This window comes from Clostridium lacusfryxellense (genome assembly GCF_018861735.1).
GTDB classification, from domain to species: Bacteria; Bacillota; Clostridia; order Clostridiales; family Clostridiaceae; genus Clostridium_AD; species Clostridium_AD lacusfryxellense.
This window is the reverse complement of the sequence record NZ_JAHLEB010000145.1, coordinates 1-1262: the sequence shown is the minus strand read 5'-3', so window position 1 is coordinate 1262 and position 1262 is coordinate 1. Positions and strand designations below refer to the sequence as shown.

The window sequence follows — 1262 nt, the reverse complement described above, 5'->3', positions numbered from 1 at the left end:
TTTGTGAAGCTAATATACAATTTTATGAACTGGAATTATCTCACATGTTTTTAGTGATTCATCTTATTTGGAGAGGTTTCACCTTGCCCATTTTCAGGCTCGATTTCTATTAAGTTGTCTAAATTACCTTGTTGTTCTTGGGAAATCCAAGGGTTATCTCCAGCTATGAAAAGATGAGTGTAAGGTCCTTCAGTAGGCTCATTTTTAAAGTGAGGCTTAAGTTCTTTTAAATAATCTAATAACTCTTGAGGAGCTTTATCTGTATCTGTAATGAGAAGTGGTGCGTGTTTTCCACGGTGTGAAAATGCAACGCTAGCTATACTTTCTTTTGCGTGAGATTTACTAACTAGTAATAATCCATGTCCAGGCATTGTTATACCCCATCCAAAACCTGTTGCATGATCTTTGAACTTTGAAAATGCAATAGAATTAGCATAAGGTGTATCTCCAGAAATGCGAGTAACTTTTCCGTACTTCTGGAGTTTAGTTTCAATATTCTTACTAACTACTGATGCAGGCCCAAGGAGATAGATATTAGCATTGCCTTTACGTTTTTTTAGGGCGTTTTCAGTTTCAGGTGGAATTGTATCCTTTGATACATATAGGAGCGGTTCAGGCATATGAGCAATCCAATTACCTGCTGGCAATGTATATTCAAGCTGTTCGGAGGAACCTATAATTACAGAATTAGGCAAATCACCAGAGATGGATGAATAGTAGTTGTCAATATCTTCTGCAAGCTTATTGGGATTATCTCCTTTTAATTCATGAATCTTATAACCTTTATCCCTTAGCTGTTTACCTGCATTTTCACTCATGCCTATAGTTATTATTTTTATACCATCGGTACTGCCAATAGGATTTAACCGAGATAATTCACTAAATACTGCCTCAGAGATATTTTCTTTACTAGATACTAGCAATGGGCCGTCACTAGGGTGATGTATTAAGTCAACAGCTGCTAGCTGTATTTGCCAGCTCTCACTTGGGGCTATTAAAACTGCTTTCGGTCGGTTGCCAATTTCGGTGGCAGGCCAAATCATACAAGCGGTAGCTAGAGAAATGCCTTCAGCATTATTTCCTAGGATTCGGCTAGTGTTTTTTGTAAGTACTGTGTAAGTATTAATAGCCTTAGCCTTATCTCCCTTCACGGTGTTCTCACCTTGCTTTAGGTTATTCTGCGACTCATTTGTATAATTACGTTTGCAACCAGTGAAAAATAATAGGGGCATTGCCATGATAATGGTAATTAATCTTATTGC

1 protein-coding gene is annotated in these 1262 nt (G+C 37.5%); it reads right to left on the bottom strand.

The features are described 5' to 3' along the window. Nucleotides 1-50: 50 nt before the first annotated feature. The coding region (locus KPL55_RS25680; protein ID WP_216309580.1) for a cell wall-binding repeat-containing protein at nt 51-1262 on the bottom strand (1212 nt) is incomplete at its 5' end.